Below are 19114 nucleotides of genomic sequence, written 5' to 3'. Positions count from 1 at the left end.
ACGAGATAGTGTACACTGTGTGTTCGCGAAATTGCGGATCAGTTTGCATGCATCAATAGTATTCTGTATGATTCGCCGCCTTTGATGCGCAGTTTCGGCTTCGAATAAACCTACTTTATTAACATCGCGTGGTGTCTGGCGTTAGGGCTGGAAGAGCGACGCGGCCTTAGACCTGAGGTTTTCCATGAAAAAAGATATCCACCCTAAATATGACGTAATTACTGCAAACTGTTCTTGCGGTAATTCTATCAAAATCCGCTCTACTGCGGGTCACGATCTGAACCTGGACGTTTGCGGCGAATGCCACCCGTTCTACACTGGTAAACAGCGTGACGTTGCTACCGGTGGCCGTGTTGACCGCTTCAACAAGCGTTTCAGCATCCCAGGCGCTAAATAAGTTAGCAAGCCCGGAAAAGAGAAAGGCGCCGCGAGGCGCCTTTTTTGTGTCCGTTACTTTTATAACCGTTAACGTCAGGCCGCAGCCAACGTTTCTGCAGCCTGAAGGGTAACGGGTAGAATCAGTATTCCCACGTATCCGGGTCTATCCCCAGCTCGCGCATAATTACCTTCGCTTCTTCCGGAATTTCATCACTACGCTCTTTGCGCAGATCCGCATCGTTCGGCAGAGGCTGGCCAGTAAACGCGTGCAGAAAAGCTTCGCACAGCAGCTCACTGTTTGTTGCGTGGCGCAGGTTGTTCACCTGGCGACGGGTGCGCTCATCGGTGAGGATTTTTAACACCTTCAGAGGAATGGAAACCGTAATTTTCTTTACTTGTTCACTCTTCTTCCCGTGCTCAGCGTAAGGGCTGATATATTCGCCGCTCCATTCAGCCATGAGATACCTTTAATCCTCTTATCAATTAAACATGCTTAAACCGGGCGAGGCACGATTTCAGCGATTATCTGTCTTAGTGTACAGCCCAGACACCTGCGCAGTCTGCGACGCTATCGCGCTAAAGCATATAATTTTAACGGCTATTTCGCGTTTGCTCAATCTATACGCAAAGAAGTTTAGATGTCCAGATGTATTGACGTCCATCTTTGCAATGTTTACTCTGATGCCTGACCTTTATTCGACCAGCAAGGATCAGGGAAACAATGACGCGCAAACAGGCAACCATCGCAGTACGCAGCGGTTTGAACGATGACGAACAATACGGCTGTGTTGTTCCCCCCATTCATCTTTCCAGCACTTATAACTTCACCGGCTTCAATGAGCCGCGCGCGCATGACTACTCGCGTCGCGGCAACCCTACGCGCGACGTTGTACAGCGCGCGCTGGCGGAGCTGGAAGGCGGCGCGGGCGCGGTGATGACCAATACCGGCATGTCGGCCATTCACCTGGTGACCACGGTATTCCTGAAGCCTGGCGATCTGCTTGTTGCCCCACACGACTGCTATGGCGGCAGCTATCGCCTGTTTGATAGCCTGGCAAAACGCGGCGCGTACCGCGTTTTATTTGTCGATCAGGGCGATGAAACCGCTTTAAATGCGGCCCTGGCCGAAAAACCGAAGCTGGTGCTGGTAGAAAGTCCAAGTAATCCATTGTTGCGCGTGGTAGATATTGCGAAAATATGCGCCGCGGCGCGTGAGGCCGGAGCAATCAGCGTGGTGGATAACACCTTCCTGAGCCCGGCGCTGCAAAATCCGCTGGCGCTGGGGGCCGATCTGGTTCTGCACTCCTGCACCAAATATTTAAATGGTCATTCGGACGTGGTTGCAGGTGTAGTGATCGCTAAAGATGCCGATACTGTCACCGAGCTTGCCTGGTGGGCGAATAATATCGGCGTGACCGGCAGCGCGTTTGACAGCTACCTGCTGCTGCGCGGTCTGCGTACGCTGTCGCCGCGTATGGAAGTGGCTCAGCGGAACGCGCAGCTAATAGTTGATTTCCTGAAGACACAACCGCTGGTGAAAAAGCTGTATCATCCATCGCTGCCAGAAAACCAGGGGCACGAGATTGCGGCCCGTCAGCAAAAAGGTTTTGGCGCGATGTTAAGTTTTGAGCTGGACGGAGACGAGCAGACGCTGCGTCGTTTCCTGAGCGGGCTGTCGCTCTTCACGCTGGCGGAATCGCTGGGTGGAGTGGAAAGCCTGATTTCTCACGCGGCAACCATGACTCACGCGGGTATGGCGCCGGAGGCGCGAGCTGCGGCTGGCATTTCCGAAACGTTGCTGCGTGTGTCTACCGGTATAGAAGATGGTGAAGATTTAATTGCTGACCTGGAAAATGCCTTCCGGGTGGCAAGAGAGGGGTAAGCATGAGTGTTTCAGCACCAGCAGGGACGCCGGTTCGTCAACTGCATAAGTTTGGCGGTAGTAGTCTTGCAGATGTGAAATGTTACCTGCGCGTAGCGGGTATCATGACCGAGTATTCCAGGCCGGGCGACCTGATGGTGGTCTCCGCCGCCGGCAGCACCACTAACCAGCTGATTAGCTGGCTGCAGCTGAGCCAGAGCGATCGTTTATCCGCGCATCAGGTTCAGCAGGCGCTGCGTCGCTATCAAAGCGAGTTAATCAGCGGCCTGGTCGCGCCTGAAGTTGCGGATGGCCTGATCGGAGAATTTATTCACGATCTGGAACGCCTGGCCGGCCTGCTGGATGGCAAAATCACCGACGCGGTCTATGCCGAAGTTGTCGGCCACGGGGAAATATGGTCTGCACGTCTGATGTCTGCGGTGCTGAATCAGCAGGGCATTGAAGCGGCCTGGCTTGATGCGCGTGATTTTATGCGCGCCGAGCGGGCGGCTCAGCCCCAGGTTAACGAAGGCCTTTCCTGGCCGCTGCTGCAAGAGCTTATGGCGCAGCATCCGCATAAACGCCTCGTGGTGACCGGCTTTATCTGCCGTAATGACGCCGGCGAAACCGTGCTGCTGGGGCGTAACGGCTCTGACTATTCTGCAACGCAAATCGGCGCGCTGGCGGGCGTTTCCCGCGTCACCATCTGGAGCGACGTGGCCGGGGTGTACAGCGCCGACCCGCGTAAAGTAAAAGATGCCTGTTTGCTGCCTCTGCTGCGTCTGGACGAAGCCAGCGAGCTGGCGCGCCTTGCTGCGCCTGTGCTGCACGCGCGTACGCTGCAGCCGGTCTCCGGCAGCGATATCGATTTGCAACTGCGCTGCAGCTACTCTCCGGAGCAGGGTTCAACCCGCATTGAACGCGTTCTGGCGTCCGGCACCGGCGCGCGCATCGTCACCAGCCACGATGACGTCTGCCTGATTGAGTTCCAGGTGGCCCCGCAGCAGGATTTCAAACTGGCGCAGAAAGAGCTTGATACGCTGCTTAAACGCGCGCAGGTTCGTCCTTTGTCCATCGGCGTGCATCCCGATCGCAGCCTGCTGCAGCTTTGCTACACCTCCGAAGTGGTGAACAGCGCTCTGCAAATCTTGCAGGATGCTGGCCTGCCGGGCGAATTACGCCTGCGTGAAGGCTTAGCGCTGGTGGCGATGGTAGGCGCTGGCGTTTGCCGTAATCCTTTGCACAGCCACCGTTTCTGGCAGCAGCTGAAAGACCACCCGGTTGAATTTATCTGGCAGTCCGAAGATGGCATCAGCATGGTTGCCGTCCTGCGCGGCGGCCCGACTGAAAATCTGATTCAGGGGCTGCATAAATCACTGTTCCGCGCTGAAAAACGTATTGGGCTTATGCTGTTCGGCAAAGGGAATATCGGTTCTCGCTGGCTGGAGCTGTTTGCCCGCGAGCAGGAAACCATCTCCGCCCGTACCGGTTTTGAATTTATCCTCGCCGGGGTAGTGGACAGCCGCCGCAGCCTGCTGAACTATGAGGGGCTCGACGCCAGCCGCTCGCTGGCGTTTTTCAACGATGAGGCGGTAGAGCAGGACGAAGAATCCCTGTTCCTGTGGATGCGTGCCCATCCTTACGACGATTTAGTGGTGCTGGACGTTACCGCAAGCGAGCAGCTTGCCGACCAGTATCTCGACTTCGCAAGCCACGGCTTTCACGTCATCAGCGCCAATAAGCTGGCGGGCGCCGGCAACGGTCAGAAATATCGTCAAATCCGCGACGCCTTTGAAAAAACGGGCCGCCACTGGCTCTACAACGCCACCGTAGGCGCCGGCCTGCCGGTCAACCACACGGTGCGCGACCTGCGCGAAAGCGGCGATGCGATTCTGGCGATTAGCGGCATTTTCTCCGGTACGCTCTCCTGGTTATTCCTGCAGTTCGACGGCACGGTTCCCTTTACCGATCTGGTGGATCAGGCGTGGCAGCAGGGGCTTACGGAACCCGATCCTCGCGTCGATCTCTCCGGGAAAGACGTTATGCGCAAGCTGGTGATCCTCGCCCGTGAAGCGGGTTATGACATCGAGCCCGATCAGGTCCGCGTGGAGTCCCTGGTGCCGAACGGCTGCGAGGAGGGCTCGGTGGATCATTTCTTCGAGAACGGCGAGGCGCTGAACGAACAGATGGCGCAGCGCTTTGAAGCCGCGCAGGAAATGGGGCTGCTCCTGCGTTACGTGGCCCGTTTTGATGCGAACGGCAAGGCGCGCGTCGGCGTGGAGGCGGTTCGCCCTGAGCACCCGCTGGCGGCGCTGCTGCCGTGCGATAACGTTTTTGCCATCGAAAGCCGCTGGTATCGCGATAATCCGCTGGTGATCCGCGGGCCGGGCGCCGGCCGTGACGTCACCGCCGGGGCTATTCAGTCCGATATTAATCGCCTGGCGCAGCTGCTGTAAATTATCCGCAACCGATCCCGCAGAAGGCCAGCTTATGCTGGCCTTTTTACTGTCGCCCTTTGCACCATGAAGAAAATTCATCTTCAGTGAGAATTCCTCAGTTCTGGTGGTGATTTTTCAGTTGACGGCCTGGCTCTTTTCCTTCATCTTGCTATCTGGACGTCTAAACGTCTGGACAGCAGTCAAACACAACAACACATTATTACAAATGCGATTGATGAGGTAAGGGTATGAGTTTTTTTCACGCCAACCAGCGGGAAGCACTGAATCAGAGTCTGGCCGAAGTCGCCGGGCAAATTAACGTTTCCTTTGAGTTTTTCCCGCCGCGCACCAGTGAAATGGAACAGACCCTGTGGAGCTCAATCGACAGGCTCAGCAGCCTGAAACCTAAGTTCGTCTCCGTAACCTACGGCGCAAACTCCGGCGAGCGCGATCGCACCCATAGCATTATTAAAGGGATCAAAGACCGTACCGGGCTGGAAGCGGCGCCGCATCTGACCTGTATCGACGCCACCCGCGACGAGCTGCGCACCATCGCCCAGGACTACTGGAACAACGGCATCCGTCATATCGTTGCCCTGCGCGGCGATTTGCCGCCGGGCGGCGGCAAGCCGGACATGTATGCATCCGATCTGGTTACCTTGCTTAAGGAAGTCGGGGATTTTGACATTTCGGTTGCTGCCTATCCGGAAGTGCACCCGGAAGCGAAAAGCGCGCAGGCCGATCTTATCAACCTGAAGCGCAAAATCGATGCGGGCGCTAACCGGGCTATCACGCAGTTCTTCTTTGATGTGGAAAGCTATCTGCGCTTCCGCGACCGCTGCGTGGCAACGGGTATTGATGTGGAAATCGTGCCGGGTATCCTGCCGGTCAGTAACTACAAGCAGGCGCACAACTTCGCCACCATGACCAACGTGCGCGTGCCGCACTGGATGGCGCAAATGTTTGAAGGGCTGGATAACGATGCGGAAACCCGCAAAATGGTCGGGGCAAACATTGCGATGGACATGGTGAAAATCCTCAGCCGTGAAGGGGTGAAGGATTTCCACTTCTATACGCTTAACCGCGCCGAGATGAGCTACGCGATTTGCCACACTTTAGGCGTGCGCCCAGGGTTGTAAGAAGCGGCACTGAACCCCGCCTGCGTGGTTCATATAAGCAGTGACAGAGGCCAGACTCCGGTAGAAAACCTGAGCCTGGCTTTTTAATTTGCGATCCTTTTTCTGTAGCTGCTGTGTCGGAGAGGGTCTTCATCACTTCCCGACGCTGTTTACAGCAGTGAAAAAGTCGCGATGCGCTAACCGTTTGCTTCCTGCAGGGTCTTAAAGTGTGAAACCGCGGCAACCAGCTGACGGGCTTCATCGGACATAATATGGATAGTTTTTATCGTGTCATGGACCAGCGAGGAGTTTTCATGCGCCGTTTTATCAAGCTGAATAATCGCCTCGCTAATCTGCGATATGCCCAGAGCCTGTTCCGAGCTTGATAACGAAATATCTCCCAGCGAGGTAGAGACATTGGACGTTGAGCTAATAATATTTAGCATGGCGGCGCCGGCCTGTGAAACCAACCGCGAGGCTTCTTTCGTACCGGTCTCGTTAGCCGTTATCTGCAGACCGATGTCTTTTGCCGCCGAGGTGCAGCGCTGCGCCAGCGCGCGAACCTCCTGAGCCACGACGGCAAAGCCTTTACCGTGCTCGTTTGCGCGCGCGGGCCTCTACGGAAGCGTTAAGCGCCAGAATATTGGTTTGAAACGCAATGCTGTCAATCAAGCCTGTGATCTGTGAAATTTTATCTGAGCGTTGATTAATGGCATCCATAGACGTGGTTATTTTCCCGACTAAGTCGCCTCCTTCTTCAGCATAGTTTGAAGTGCTATGGGCCACATCGGAGGCCATTTTCGCATTAGCGGTATTTTGCGATACCGTGGTGGTGAGCTCTTCAAGCGTTGCCGAAACCTGCTGTATCGCGCTGGCCTGTGATTCTGTGCGTTGGCCTAACTGTTCGTTACTGTCGATAATGCTGTTGCAAATTTTTACGACATTATCCGTATTTTTTCGTATATCCTGGATAATTGAAGTGAGCGCGCTTTGCATATTGCGGACCGTATATAACAGGCTGCTCGTATCCTTTTTCTTGATTGGGATTTCCTGAGCCAGATTGCCCCTGGCAACGCCGGTCATAATCCTTACAAGCTCTTCCGGATTACATCCTAACTGGCGAATAAGAGCCAGATTAATAATAAAAGTAATGCTGAAAATAATCGCAATGCTAATCGCGATAAAAATACCCGCCTGGATAAACCCCTGCATAAATAGTGCGTCAATATCATGTATTTCTACACCGGTAGAAAGCCCCCAGCCCCACTCTTTATAATTATCGCTGTAGGCGATTTTATCCACCATGCCCAGCTTTTTATTTAGCCATTTATAGGAGACGAAACCACCGCCTTGCTGAAAAGCAATATCAACAATATCTTTTGTTGAATAGTCTCTGACATCTTTCCCCAGCAGATCGTTGAGTATCGGATGCATCAAATATTTTCCCTGGCGATCGAAAATAAATATGTAGCCACCGCCCTGATAGCGTAAATTTTTTATGGTATTAAGCGCCCGCGATTGTGCCTCTTCAACGGACAATACGCCTTGGTCTGCCAGGGAACCGTATTGCTTCACGATGCCTGTGGCCAGCTGTATAGTCGATTGTAATTGTGACTGGCGCTCCGAAATAAGAACGTTATATTGTTGGTGATTAAAATAAACGCTCAGCATTATCATAAGTACGGTGGTAACAACCAGAGGAATCCAAATCTTTTTTCTAAATGTTAATTTCGAAAGGATAAACATACAGACCCCAGTATTTCATTTCTATCTCTGTATTTGAAATAAATCGGCCTGCAGAAAGAAAACTAAATTTTTTATCGCCGGGGTTTGACGTCTATCACAGATAAGCTTTATTTATAAATTATTCCGCCAGCACCGGCCGGGGCTATGTAAAAATGGAATCAGGTATGAACAAAAAAACCCCGCCTGTGCGGGGTTGTGGAGAGTTTGTTCAGCTTAACCGGTGTTACGCATGCCGGCCGCAACGCCGGCGATGGTCACCATCAGCGCCTGTTCAACGCGGGCGTCCGGCTCTTCACCTTTCTCTTCCGACTGGCGTGAACGGTGCAGTAATTCAGCCTGCAGCACGTTCAGCGGGTCGGTGTAGATGTTCCGCAGGGTGATGGACTCGGCTATCCACGGCAGGTCTTCCATCAGGTGCGAATCGTTGGCGATAGCCAGCACCACTTTGATGTCCGCTTCCAGCTGGTCGCGCAGCTGCGTGCCGAGCTTCCACAGCTCTGGTTTCACCAGGCGCTGATCGTAGTATTCCGCCAGCCACAGGTCGGCTTTCGCAAATACCATCTCGAGCATGCCAAGACGGGTGGAGAAGAACGGCCAGTCGCGACACATGGTTTCCAGCTCGCCCTGCTTGCCGTTTTCCACTACCTTTTGCAGCGCGGCGCCGGCGCCCAGCCAGGCAGGCAGCATCAGTCGGTTCTGCGTCCAGGCGAAGATCCACGGAATGGCGCGCAGCGACTCGACGCCGCCGTTCGGACGACGTTTGGCCGGACGCGAACCCAGCGGCAATTTGCCCAGCTCAAGCTCAGGCGTTGCTGAACGGAAGTAGGGAACGAAGTCTTTGTTCTCGCGAATATAGCCGCGATACATATCGCAGGAGGTGGCAGACAGCTCCTCCATAATATGCTTCCACTCTTTTTTCGGCTCCGGCGGCGGCAGCAGGTTAGCTTCAAGGATCGCGCTGGTGTAGAGCGAAAGGCTGCTGATGGTGATTTCCGGCAGGCCATATTTGAAGCGAATCATTTCGCCCTGTTCGGTTACGCGCAGGCCGCCTTTCAGGCTTCCCGGCGGTTGAGACAGCAGCGCCGCATGGGCAGGCGCGCCGCCACGACCGATGGAGCCGCCGCGTCCGTGGAACAGCGTCAGGGTGATGCCGGCTTTTTCACAGGTTTTAATCAGCGCGTCCTGTGCCTGATACTGCGCCCAGGAAGCGGCCATAACGCCCGCGTCTTTCGCCGAGTCGGAATAGCCGATCATGACCATCTGTTTGCCCTGGATAAAGCCGCGATACCAGTCGATGTTCAGCAACTGGGTCATCACGTCGTCGGCGTTGTTCAGGTCATCAAGCGTTTCAAACAGCGGGGCGACCGGCAGCGCGAAGGTGCAGCCGGCTTCTTTTAACAGAAGATGGACCGCCAGCACGTCGGACGGCGTTTTCGCCATTGAGATAACATAGGCGGCGATAGATCCGCGCGGCGCTTCGGCAACCACTTTACAGGTTTCCAGCACTTCGCGGGTTTCTTCGCTCGGCTCCCACTGGCGGGGCAGCAGCGGGCGCTTGGAGTTCAGTTCGCGGATCAGGAAGGCCTGTTTGTCAGCCTCGGACCAGCTTTCATAGTCGCCAATGCCGAGATAGCGTGTCATCTCGCCCAGCGCTTCGGTATGGCGGGTGCTTTCCTGGCGAACATCAATGCGCACCAGCGGCACGCCAAAGCTTTTCACACGGCGCAGGGTATCGAGCAGCTGACCGTTGGCGATGATGCCCATGCCACAGGCCTGCAGCGATTCGTAACAGGCGTACAGCGGCTCCCAGAGCTGTTCGTTTTGCGTCAGCAGGCCTTCTGGTTTCGGCAGGCGCTGGCCTTTCAGACGCGCCTCCAGCCAGGCCTGCGTGGCCAGCAGCTGCTGGCGCAGACCTTTCATAATGCAGCGGTAGGGTTCCTGTGCGGCATCCGGGCCTGCCAGTTCGCTCAGCTCCGGCGTGCACTCCACCATGGACAGTTCGGAAATCAGCACCTGAATATCGCGCAGGAACAGATCGGTGGCTTTCCAGCGGCTAAGCAGCAGGACGTGGCGCGTAATATCGGCCGTTACGTTCGGGTTGCCGTCCCGGTCGCCGCCCATCCAGGAGGTGAAGCGCACCGGCACGAAGTCCACCGGCAGCTTGTAATTCAGGTTTGCTTCAAGCTGTTCGTTTAGCTCGCGCAGATAGTTTGGTACGCCTTCCCACAGGCTGTTTTCGACAACCGCAAAGCCCCATTTGGCCTCGTCGACCGGGGAAGGGCGGTGCTTACGGATTTCGTCGGTATGCCACGCCTGCGCCACCAGCTGGCGCAGACGGCGCATGATCTGGTTGCGTTCGTAATCGGCGATATCGCTGTGGTCGAGCTGCTTCAGGCAGCTGTTTACTTCCACCAGCTTGTGGATCAGGGTGCGACGGGTGATCTCAGTTGGGTGCGCGGTCAGCACGAGTTCCAGGGAGAGGGATTCCACAGCATCACGAATGGCGTTTTCGCTAATATCCGGCTGATCTTTTAATTTTTGGAGGGTTTTAGCGATAACTTCGGGATTGCTGGCGGCCTCGCCGTTGGCGGAAATGCTGTGATACTGTTCGGCGGTGTTGGCCAGATTGAGGAACTGGCTGAACGCACGGGCTACCGGGAGTAGTTCGTCGTTAGACAGGTTCTGCAACGTGGTTAGCAACTCCTGACGGTTTGCTTCATTGCCCGCCCGTGAAGACTTTGATAACTTGCGGATTGTTTCTACCCGGTCAAGGATGTTTTCACCTAACGCATCCTTAATGGTATCCCCGAGCAACTTGCCGAGCATACTGACATTACTTCGCAAAGCGGAATACTGTTCGTTCATATGACCCCAGACACCCATCTAATTTGTAACTTAATTTCACCCGTGAAGGCTCAACACCGTCTTTTATAAAGCCACGTCTCAAAGCGTTCGTCAATTGCTACGAAATCGTTTCAGCAAACGAGTAAATGCCGCAAATTCATGAAATTTAATTACCAAGTTTGCACATAAGCATTTCTTATAAGAATCCAGAAAAAACCAGCGAAAAAAGGGGCAAAAACCCCTTTCTCCGCTATTTTTCAATGCCAGCAAAAATGATTGATAACCTGCGTAATGAGTTTACGCGTCGGCTCGATGAAACGCGTTTCGATATATTCATCCGGCTGGTGCGCCTGGTTAATGGAACCCGGCCCCAGAACCAGCGTTGGGCAAACGGTCTGGATAAACGGCGCTTCGGTACAGTAGTTCACCACTTCGGTTTGCGCGCCCAGCAGTTTTTCAACCACCTGCACCAGCTGATGATCTGCGGCGCACTCGTAGCCCGGAATCGGCGGATGGAGCTCGGAAATCGTCAGACGCCCCGGCCAGCGCTGGCTAACCGGCTCCAGCGCCTCGTTAAGTAAACCGTTCAGATCGTTTAATGTCAGGCCAGGCAGCGGGCGGATATCCATATGCAGCTCGCAGCAGGCGCAGATGCGGTTTGCCGCGTCGCCGCCGTTGATATGGCCCAGGTTCAGCGTCGGATAAGGCACGGTAAAGGCATCGTGGTGATAGCGGTCTTTTAAAGTATTTTTCAAAGACATAATGTGGCCGATAGCATCGTGCATCAGTTCGATAGCGTTTACGCCCCGCGCCGGATCGCTTGAGTGGCCGGACTGGCCGAGGATGCGGATGGCGTTAGAAATATGGCCTTTATGGGCGCGAACAGGTTGCAACGACGTCGGCTCGCCGATGATCGCGCAGTCCGGGCGCAGAGTCGTGGTTTCAGAGAAATAACGCGCCCCGGCCATGGTGGTTTCTTCATCGGCGGTCGCCAGAATATAAAGAGGCTTTTTCAACGTCGTGACGTCAACGTCGCGCAGCGCGTCGAGAATAAAGGCAAAGAAGCCTTTCATGTCTGCGGTGCCAAGACCATAGAGTTTGTTTTCGTGTTCTGTCAGGGTGAAGGGATCGCGCGTCCAGCGTCCGTCGTCAAAAGGCACGGTATCGGTGTGGCCCGCCAGCAGCAGTCCGCCCGCGCCAGAACCGGTACTGGCCAGCATATTGAATTTACTGCGGGTGCCCGGCACGGGCTGCACTTCGACGTTAAAACCCAGGTCGCGGAACCATCCCGCCAGCAAATTGATTAAAGACTCATTGCTCTGATCCAGCGCGCTGTCGGTGGCGCTGATGGAAGGCGTCGCGATCAACGCGCGGTAAATCTCGATAAAAGGAGGTAATTTCATCTTCACTGTTGACAGGCCTTAGGTTAGGATAGTATCAATATTCATGCAGTAATTATGAATAAAAATACAATAACGTTGAGCGTAAAGGAACACTTAAGCGTTCCGGTGAATAAAACCACGCTCGCAGACGTGGGTGATAGCCTCAAGGCTTTCCCTGAGCAGACACGACGTAAGAAGGTGAACAGCCCAGATGTTGAATACGCTGATTGTTGGTGCCAGCGGTTATGCAGGCGCAGAGCTTGTAACCTATTTGAATCGCCATCCTCATATGAACATAACCGCATTGACGGTTTCAGCGCAAAGCTCAGATGCAGGAAAATTGATATCCGATTTGCATCCGCAGCTAAAAGGCATTGTCGACATGCCGTTACGGCCAATGTCTGACATCAGCGAATTTACCGATGGCGTCGACGTTGTGTTCCTGGCGACGGCCCATGAAGTGAGTCACGATCTGGCGCCGCAATTTTTGGCCGCCGGCTGCGTGGTGATTGATTTATCCGGCGCGTTTCGCGTTAACGACGCTGATTTTTATCAACGTTATTATGGCTTTACCCACCAGTATCCTGAACTGCTCGAGCAAGCGGTTTACGGCCTTGCGGAGTGGCAGAGCGACAGGCTAAAAGACACCAACCTGATTTCCGTGCCGGGCTGTTATCCGACAGTCTCCCAGCTGGCTCTTAAGCCGCTGATTGACGCGGGCCTGCTGGATTTGCAGCAGTGGCCGGTGATTAACGCCACCAGCGGCGTCAGCGGAGCAGGGCGCAAAGCGGCTATTTCCAACAGCTTCTGCGAAGTGAGCCTGCAGCCGTACGGCATCTTTAACCATCGCCACCAGCCGGAAATCGCGACGCACCTCGGCACGCAGGTTGTTTTTACTCCTCATTTAGGCAGCTTCCCGCGCGGGATCCTGGCGACTATTACCTGCCGCCTGCAAGAGGGCGTTACGCAGCAGCAGGTTGCCGATGCCTTTAATCAGGGGCCTATCAGGACAAGCCTATGGTTCGCCTGTACGACAAAGGCGTGCCGGCGCTGAAAAACGTGGTTGGCCTGCCGTTTTGCGATATCGGCTTTGCGGTGCAGGACCAGCATCTGATCGTCGTCGCCACCGAAGACAATCTTCTCAAAGGCGCGTCGGCTCAGGCCGTGCAGTGTCTGAACATTCGTTTTGGCTTCGCCGAAACGCAGTCTCTTATTTAACCGACAGCCGGGTGAAATGATGAATCCGTTAATTATCAAATTAGGTGGCGTACTGCTTGATAGCGAAGAGGCGCTGGAGCGCCTGTTTACTACGCTTGCGAACTATCGCCAGTCCCATCAACGCCCGCTGGTGATTGTGCACGGCGGCGGCTGCCTGGTGGACGAGTTAATGAAAAAACTCTCCCTGCCGGTGAAAAAGAAAAATGGCCTGCGCGTTACGCCTGCCGATCAGATAGACATTATTACCGGCGCGTTAGCGGGCACGGCGAACAAAACGCTGCTGGCATGGGCGAAAAAGCACGGCATCAACGGCGTCGGCCTGTGCCTGGGCGACGGCGACAGCGTGAGCGTCACTCAACTGGACGAAGAGCTAGGCCATGTTGGTCGGGCATTGCCTGGTTCAGCGCGGCTGATGACTGCCCTTCTGGATTCAGGCTTTCTGCCGATCGTCAGCTCCATTGGCGTGACGGCGGAAGGCGAGTTAATGAATGTGAATGCTGACCAGGCGGCAACCGCCCTGGCGGCGACCCTGGGAGCGGATTTGATTCTGCTCTCAGACGTAAGCGGCATTCTGGACGGTAAAGGGCAGCGTATCGCTGAGATGACTGCCGCTAAAGCCGAACAGCTCATTGAGCAGGGCATTATTACCGACGGAATGATTGTGAAAGTAAACGCGGCGCTGGATGCGGCCCGCACGCTGGGGCGTCCGGTGGATATCGCCTCCTGGCGTCATGCGGATCAGCTCCCCTCTTTATTTAACGGCGTGGCAATCGGCACCCGGATTCTGGCTTAGTTCTGGCCTGGTTTAGAAAAAGTATTTGAAGGAAAAAGACAATGGAAAATCACGGCATCAAAAAAATCGTTCTCGCCTACTCCGGCGGCCTTGATACTTCAGCCATCATTCCATGGCTGAAAGAAAACTACGGCGGCTGCGAAGTGGTCGCCTGCGTGGTGGATATTGGCCAGGATCGTGACGATCTGAAAGGCGTTGAGCAAAAAGCCCTGCGCTCCGGCGCGACTGAATGCTATGTAGTGGATGCGCGTGAAGAGTTTATCAGCGACTACGTTTATCCGGTTCTGCAGACTGGCGCGCTGTATGAAGGCAGCTATCTGCTGGGCACCTCAATGGCTCGTCCGTTGATTGCAAAAGCGCTGGTGGACGTGGCGAATAAAGTCGGCGCGGACGCGCTGTGCCACGGCGCAACCGGCAAAGGCAACGACCAGGTGCGTTTCGAGTCCGCCTGGGCTGCGCTGGCGCCGCATCTGAAAGTGGTTGCGCCGTGGCGTGAGTGGAACCTGCGTTCCCGTGAAGCCCTGCTCGACTACCTGAAAGAGCGCGATATTCCGACGACCGCGTCGCTGGAAAAAATCTACAGCCGTGACGAAAACGCCTGGCACATTTCCACCGAAGGCGGCGTGCTGGAAAGCCCGTGGAACGCGCCGAATAAAGATTGCTGGGTCTGGACCGTCGATCCGCAGGAAGCGCCGGATCGGGCAGAGCAGGTTACCGTCACCGTTAAGCAGGGCAAGGTTGTCGCCGTCAACGGCGAGGCGATGAGCCCGTTTAAGTGCCTGGAAACCCTGAACGCGATTGGGTCTAAGCACGGTATCGGCCGTATTGATATCGTTGAGAACCGCCTGGTGGGCATCAAATCCCGCGGCTGCTACGAAACCCCGGGAGGCACCATCATGATGGCTGCGCTGCGCGGCGTTGAGCAGCTGGTGCTGGATCGCGATAGCTTCAAATGGCGCGAGCAGCTGGGCCTGGAAATGTCCTATGTGGTTTACGATGGCCGCTGGTTCGCGCCGCTGCGTAAATCCCTGCAGGCTTCCGCGGAATCTTTGGCGGAAGAGGTGAACGGCGAAGTTGTGCTGCAGCTGTATAAAGGACAGGTCACGGCGATTCAGAAGAAATCTCCGAACAGCCTGTATAGCGAAGAGTTCGCGACCTTTGGCGAAGATGAAGTGTACGACCACAGCCACGCGGGCGGCTTTATCCGTCTGTTCTCGCTGTCTTCGCGTATCCGTGCTTTGAACGAGCTGAAGAAGTAAAAATCGTAAAGGGCGGGTGGCGTGAGCTTACCCGCCGGTAAAAGTCACAACGAAATTAATGGAGCACGACTATGGCACTTTGGGGTGGACGTTTTACTCAGGCAGCGGACCAGCGGTTCAAACAGTTCAATGATTCATTGCGCTTTGACTACCGGCTGGCCGAGCAGGATATCGTGGGTTCCGTCGCCTGGTCCAAAGCGCTGGTTACCGTCGGCGTTCTGACGCAGGCGGAACAGGTTGAGCTCGAACAGGCGCTTAACGTGCTGCTTGAAGAGGTGCAGGCGAACCCGCAGGCCATTCTTGCGAGCGACGCGGAAGATATTCACAGCTGGGTGGAAGGCAGGCTCATCGACAAAGTCGGCGCGTTGGGTAAAAAACTCCACACCGGCCGCAGCCGTAACGATCAGGTGGCAACCGACCTGAAGTTATGGTGCAAAACGCAAATCAGCGAGCTGCTGGCGGCGACTCGTCAGCTGCAGCAGGCGCTGGTAGAAACCGCTGAAAATAACCAGGACGCGGTCATGCCCGGCTATACCCATCTGCAGCGTGCCCAGCCTGTGACTTTTGCCCACTGGTGCCTGGCCTATGTAGAAATGCTGGCGCGCGATGAAAGCCGTCTGCAAAGCACGCTGGAGCGTCTTGACGTCAGCCCGCTTGGCTGCGGCGCGCTGGCCGGCACCGCGTATGAAATCGACCGTGAGCAGCTGGCCGGCTGGCTAGGTTTTTCCTGTGCTACCCGCAACAGCCTGGACAGCGTTTCCGATCGCGACCACGTGCTTGAGCTTCTGGCGGACGCTTCTATCGGCATGGTCCACCTGTCTCGTTTCGCAGAAGATCTGATCTTCTTCAATACCGGCGAGGCTGGCTTTGTTGAGCTTTCGGATCGCGTAACTTCCGGCTCTTCGCTGATGCCGCAGAAGAAAAATCCGGATGCGCTGGAACTGATCCGCGGCAAGTGTGGCCGCGTCCAGGGCGCGCTGACCGGCATGATGATGACGCTAAAAGGGCTGCCGCTGGCCTACAACAAAGATATGCAGGAAGACAAAGAGGGTTTATTCGACGCGCTCGATACCTGGCTTGACTGTCTGCATATGTCCTTGCTGGTGCTCGACGGCATTCAGGTGAAACGGCCGCGCTGCAAAGAAGCGGCCGAGCAAGGCTATGCCAACGCCACCGAGCTTGCAGATTATCTGGTCGCCAAAGGCGTTCCTTTCCGTGAAGCGCACCATATCGTTGGTGAAGCCGTAGTGGAAGCGATTCGCCAGGGCAAAGCATTAGAAGCCCTGTCGCTTGCGGATTTGCAGAAATTTAGCGCGGTGATTGCTGATGATGTGTATGCCATTTTGTCTTTGCAATCCTGCCTGGATAAACGCGCCGCCAAAGGCGGTGTCTCGCCTGAGCAGGTGAGCTTGGCCATTGCGGAAGCGAAGCAGCGTCTGGTTTAACCTTTCAGAACGCCTTCACGACCGTGAAGGCTCTTTTCCGAATTCAGCGCAAAAAAAAGCGGACATCAAGTCCGCTAAAAGTTCACGTTGGCTTTTCATAGTTGGCATCAGAGAACAGAGAGTTTCTCTGCAGCGGAACCCTCCGTTGAGGGGTCAAACGTTGGAGGATTCGTGCTGTTGCCGCTTATTATTCATATTCCTTCTTGATAGGGATAATCGTTCATTGCTATGCTATCTATCGCCATGGGCTATCATGGCGCTGGAGGATGGATAATGAATATTCGTGATCTTGAATACCTTGTGGCGTTAGCTGAACATCGTCATTTTCGTCGGGCAGCGGATGCCTGTCATGTTAGCCAGCCAACCCTGAGCGGCCAAATCCGTAAGCTGGAAGATGAGCTGGGCGTCATGCTGCTGGAGCGTACCAGCCGCAAAGTTTTATTCACCCAGGCCGGTTTGCTGCTGGTCGATCAGGCCCGTACCGTCCTGCGCGAAGTGAAGGTGCTCAAAGAGATGGCCAGCCAGCAGGGCGAGGCGATGTCCGGGCCGCTGCATATCGGGCTTATTCCAACCGTTGGGCCTTACCTGCTGCCGCAGATTATCCCGATGCTGCACAAAACCTTCCCCAAACTGGAAATGTATCTGCACGAAGCGCAGACCCATCAGCTGTTAGCGCAGCTTGATAGCGGCAAGCTTGACTGCGCCATCCTTGCGCTGGTGAAAGAGAGCGAGGCCTTTATTGAGGTGCCGCTGTTTGACGAGCCGATGGTGCTGGCGGTCTATCAGGATCATCCGTGGGCGAATCGCGACCGGGTGCCGCTTTCCGATCTTGCCGGCGAGAAGCTGTTAATGCTGGAAGACGGGCACTGTTTACGCGATCAGGCGCTGGGCTTTTGTTTTGAAGCCGGCGCGGATGAAGACACGCATTTCCGCGCAACCAGCTTAGAAACGCTGCGTAACATGGTGGCGGCGGGCAGCGGAATTACGCTGTTGCCGGCGCTGGCCGTGCCAAACGAACGTGAGCGGGACGGTGTGGTTTATCTGCCCTGTTATAAACCAGAGCCGCGCCGTACGGTTGGCCTGGTCTATCGCCCTGGTTCACCGCTGCGCAGCCGCTATGAGCAGCTTGCGGAAGCCGTCCGTACGCAGATGGACGGCCATTTTGACTCCGTGTTAAAACAGGCGGTTTAAGCCGTTTAACGCCGCTACCCGATAGGCTTCCGCCATCGTTGGGTAGTTGAAGGTGGTGTTAACGAAGTACTCAATGGTGTTACCACCGCCTTTCTGCTCCATTATCGCCTGGCCGATGTGAATAATTTCCGCCGCGCGTTCCCCAAAGCAGTGGATGCCTAAAATCTCTTTCGTCTCGCGATGGAAGAGAATTTTTAGCGTGCCCACGTTCATGCCGACGATTTGCGCGCGGGCCAGATGCTTAAACTGAGCGCGACCCACTTCGTAAGGCACCTTCATGGAGGTTAGCTGCTGCTCGGTTTTCCCAACGGAGCTGATTTCTGGAATGGTATAAATGCCGGTGGGAATATCTTCAATCAGGTGCGCGTTGGCTTCGCCTTTCACCAGCGCCTGCGCTGCGATACGGCCCTGATCGTAGGCCGCAGACGCAAGGCTTGGATAACCTATTACATCCCCGACCGCATAGATATGCGGCTGCGCCGTCTGGTACATGCTGTTGACCTTCAGCAGGCCGCGGCTATCGGCTTCCAGCCCGACGTTTTCCAGCGACAGGGAGTCGGTATTGCCGGTGCGGCCGTTGGCGTACAGCAGGCAATCGGCCTTCACCTTCTTGCCGGATTTCAGCGAGACGATAACCCCATCTTCCACGCCTTCAATACTCTCAAACTCTTCGTTGTGGCGGATAACGACGCCGCTGTTCCAGAAGTGGTAGGAGAGCGAATCTGACATTTCCTGATCGAGGAACGCCAGCAGGCGGTCGCGCGTGTTGATCAAATCTACTTTGACGTTCATGCCGCGGAAAATTGACGCGTATTCACAACCGATAACGCCTGCGCCGTAAATAATGACATGGCGTGGTTCGTGGTGCAGATTGAGAATGGAATCGCTGTCGTAAACGCGCGGATGCGTAAAGTCGACTTCTGGTGGACGGTATGGGCGCGAACCGCAGGCAATGACGAACTTCCCGGCGGTAATCATTTCCACCGAACCGTCATGGCATTCCAGCGCGATGGTGTGTTCATCGACAAACCTTGCGTCGCCCTGCAGCATCTCGCAGCGGTTACGCTCATAGAAGCTTTGGCGCATGCGGGTTTGCTGGTTAATCACGCTGTCGGCGTGGTTAAGGATATCGGCAAAGGAAGAACGCAGAAGGTGGGTATGGTCGCTGTATAACGGGTTCTGATTGAATTCTATAATACGGCTAACGGCGTGGCGGAGGGCTTTTGAAGGGATGGTGCCCCAGTGGGTGCAACCGCCGCCGACGTTATGGTAGCGCTCAATCACCGCTACCCTTGCGCCAAGTTTCACCAGCCCCATTGCAGCGCCTTCGCCGCCCGGGCCGGAACCAATTACTACTGCATCATAATCGTAGGTGTGTGGCATGGTAAGGCTTACCTGTTCTTATACATAATAGCAACATGATGGTAACATCATCGGCGGT

14 protein-coding genes and 1 pseudogene are annotated in these 19114 nt (G+C 55.3%); 9 read left to right on the top strand and 6 right to left on the bottom strand.

From position 1 onward, the window contains the following. The first annotated feature begins 184 nt into the window (after positions 1-184). The gene (gene rpmE, locus WLO32_RS19900) at positions 185-397 is read left to right on the top strand and encodes a 50S ribosomal protein L31 (RefSeq protein ID WP_121266173.1); all 213 of its coding nucleotides are present in this window, start codon (positions 185-187) and stop codon (positions 395-397) included. Positions 398-518: 121 nt separating this feature from the next. Here rpmE and metJ read toward each other — a convergent pair whose 3' ends face one another. Continuing rightward, positions 519-836 carry a met regulon transcriptional regulator MetJ gene (gene metJ, locus WLO32_RS19895; protein ID WP_031523354.1) on the bottom strand — a complete coding sequence of 106 codons (318 nt, stop codon included), beginning with the start codon at positions 834-836 and terminating at the stop codon, positions 519-521. Between the two features lie 263 nt (positions 837-1099). Here metJ and metB point away from each other — a divergent pair, with 263 nt between their 5' ends. The 3 genes from metB (at position 1100) to metF (ending at position 5816) form a co-directional block, all read left to right on the top strand. After that, complete coding sequence (metB, locus tag WLO32_RS19890) at positions 1100-2260, top strand: cystathionine gamma-synthase (RefSeq protein WP_435946662.1); 1161 nt, start codon at positions 1100-1102, stop codon at positions 2258-2260. Positions 2261-2262: 2 nt separating this feature from the next. Then, entirely contained in the window at positions 2263-4695 is a 2433-nt protein-coding gene (locus WLO32_RS19885) for a bifunctional aspartate kinase/homoserine dehydrogenase II (RefSeq protein ID WP_435946661.1), read from the top strand. Between the two features lie 230 nt (positions 4696-4925). Beyond that, positions 4926-5816, top strand: a complete 891-nt coding sequence (gene metF / locus WLO32_RS19880) for a methylenetetrahydrofolate reductase (protein ID WP_435946660.1) — start codon at positions 4926-4928, stop codon at positions 5814-5816. A gap of 176 nt (positions 5817-5992) precedes the next feature. Here metF and WLO32_RS19875 read toward each other — a convergent pair whose 3' ends face one another. The 4 genes from WLO32_RS19875 to argE form a co-directional block, all read right to left on the bottom strand. Further along, entirely contained in the window at positions 5993-6370 is a 378-nt protein-coding gene (locus WLO32_RS19875; protein ID WP_435946659.1) for a methyl-accepting chemotaxis protein, read from the bottom strand. A 13-nt stretch (positions 6371-6383) separates the two neighbouring features. Then, positions 6384-7541: a methyl-accepting chemotaxis protein gene (locus tag WLO32_RS19870; protein ID WP_435946658.1), complete on the bottom strand. Its 1158-nt coding sequence runs from the start codon at positions 7539-7541 to the stop codon at positions 6384-6386. A gap of 213 nt (positions 7542-7754) precedes the next feature. Further along, positions 7755-10406, bottom strand: a complete 2652-nt coding sequence (gene ppc, locus WLO32_RS19865) for a phosphoenolpyruvate carboxylase (RefSeq protein ID WP_435946657.1) — start codon at positions 10404-10406, stop codon at positions 7755-7757. 236 nt (positions 10407-10642) lie between these two features. After that, complete coding sequence (gene argE, locus WLO32_RS19860; protein WP_435946656.1) at positions 10643-11794, bottom strand: acetylornithine deacetylase; 1152 nt, start codon at positions 11792-11794, stop codon at positions 10643-10645. A 184-nt stretch (positions 11795-11978) separates the two neighbouring features. Here argE and argC point away from each other — a divergent pair. The 5 genes and pseudogenes from argC to oxyR all read left to right on the top strand — a co-directional run bounded on the left by argC (position 11979) and on the right by oxyR (position 17673). Next, a pseudogene (gene argC / locus WLO32_RS19855) lies at positions 11979-12985 on the top strand (N-acetyl-gamma-glutamyl-phosphate reductase). 16 nt (positions 12986-13001) lie between these two features. Then, entirely contained in the window at positions 13002-13778 is a 777-nt protein-coding gene (gene argB, locus WLO32_RS19850; protein ID WP_435946655.1) for an acetylglutamate kinase, read from the top strand. 41 nt (positions 13779-13819) lie between these two features. Continuing rightward, a complete protein-coding gene (locus WLO32_RS19845) occupies positions 13820-15037 on the top strand; it encodes an argininosuccinate synthase (protein WP_435946654.1) in 1218 nt (405 codons plus the stop codon). A 71-nt stretch (positions 15038-15108) separates the two neighbouring features. Beyond that, positions 15109-16482 (top strand): argininosuccinate lyase, encoded by a 1374-nt coding sequence (gene argH / locus WLO32_RS19840; RefSeq protein ID WP_435946653.1) that lies wholly within the window; start codon positions 15109-15111, stop codon positions 16480-16482. Positions 16483-16755: 273 nt separating this feature from the next. Further along, positions 16756-17673, top strand: coding sequence for a DNA-binding transcriptional regulator OxyR (oxyR, locus tag WLO32_RS19835; protein WP_121266150.1), 918 nt, complete (start codon positions 16756-16758; stop codon positions 17671-17673). Here oxyR and sthA read toward each other — a convergent pair. After that, positions 17656-19056: a Si-specific NAD(P)(+) transhydrogenase gene (gene sthA / locus WLO32_RS19830; protein WP_435946652.1), complete on the bottom strand. Its 1401-nt coding sequence runs from the start codon at positions 19054-19056 to the stop codon at positions 17656-17658. The two genes, oxyR and sthA, sit on opposite strands and share 18 nt — an antisense overlap. Between the last annotated feature and the right edge of the window lie 58 nt (positions 19057-19114).

This window comes from Dryocola mayonis (assembly GCF_051307045.1).
Classification (GTDB): Bacteria; Pseudomonadota; Gammaproteobacteria; order Enterobacterales; family Enterobacteriaceae; genus Dryocola.
This window is presented reverse-complemented; position numbering and strand designations above follow the sequence as displayed.